This window comes from uncultured Campylobacter sp., from assembly GCF_937890585.1.
Lineage (GTDB): Bacteria > Campylobacterota > Campylobacteria > Campylobacterales > Campylobacteraceae > Campylobacter_A.
The window spans coordinates 1-1005 of record NZ_CALACG010000202.1; the positions used below are offsets into that span (position 1 = coordinate 1).

Annotated in this window: 1 pseudogene; it reads left to right on the forward strand. The window is 35.4% G+C overall.

Features of this window, described 5'->3' with window-relative positions:
- Positions 1-1005, forward strand: a pseudogene (locus Q0296_RS05940) (PD-(D/E)XK nuclease family protein); the annotation flags it as partial.

The window sequence follows — 1005 nt, forward strand, 5'->3', positions numbered from 1 at the left end:
TTTTTTCGTTTTTTAAAGAGCTAGCCATCAGTAAAAAGAGCATTGCTGAGATAAAATTTAATGACATTTACGCTGATTTTGAGGAGCATTTAAGCATACTTGAAGCGGTTTTAAAAGAGTATGAGAGCTTGCTTGATAAAGAAGATCTTTATGATGATATAACCTTGCCAAAAATTTACTCCATCAATGAAGCTTACATAAGAAGTTTTAGTGAAATTTCACTGCACGTTGATGGCATTTTAAGCGAGTTTGAGTGGGAAATTTTAGAAAAAATCTCAAAACTAACAACGCTAAAAATTATCTTTCAAACTAGCGTTTTTAATAAAAAACTAATAGAAAAGATAAGGCAAATTTCAGCCATTAGCGAGTTTGAAAACTATAAAAAATATGAGCTAAATTTAAATACAAACGAGCTAACCTGCCTAGAAAATATCACAAAATTTGAGCCAGTTTTAGTAAGAGAATTTGCCACAAGAAGCTTGCAGTGCGCTTACGCTATGGCAAAGGCGAGTGAGTTTGTGCGTGATGGCATAAAGTCTGAAAATATCGCAGTCATCTTGTCAGATGAGGGTTTTAGCGAGATTTTAAGGCTTCATGATGGCGCTAAAATTTTTAACTACGCCATGGGTGAGAGCTTTAAAAATACAAAATTTTATGAAGCACTTTACTACATCACAAGAGCTATCAACGAAGAAGCAAGTCCAGTTTTTGATCAAAGCAAGTGTGAGAGCTACGAGGAGCTTGGCTTTATTTTGAGCGAATTTGGCGTGAGTGAGCAGCTTTTTGAGAAATTTAGGACTAGCTATTTTGAGCTTTGTGAATTTGCTAAATTTAAAGAGCTAATAGATGAGCTTTTGGCGCTTGAAAATGAGCCAAGATGCGAAGAGAAGCTCGCACTTGAGCTTTTTAGGATGGAAAATTTATGCAGGTATTTTAGCTTTAGTCTAAAACAGCTAAGTGAAATTTTCTTGCTAAATATCTCGCGCCTAAGCATCGACGACGTGG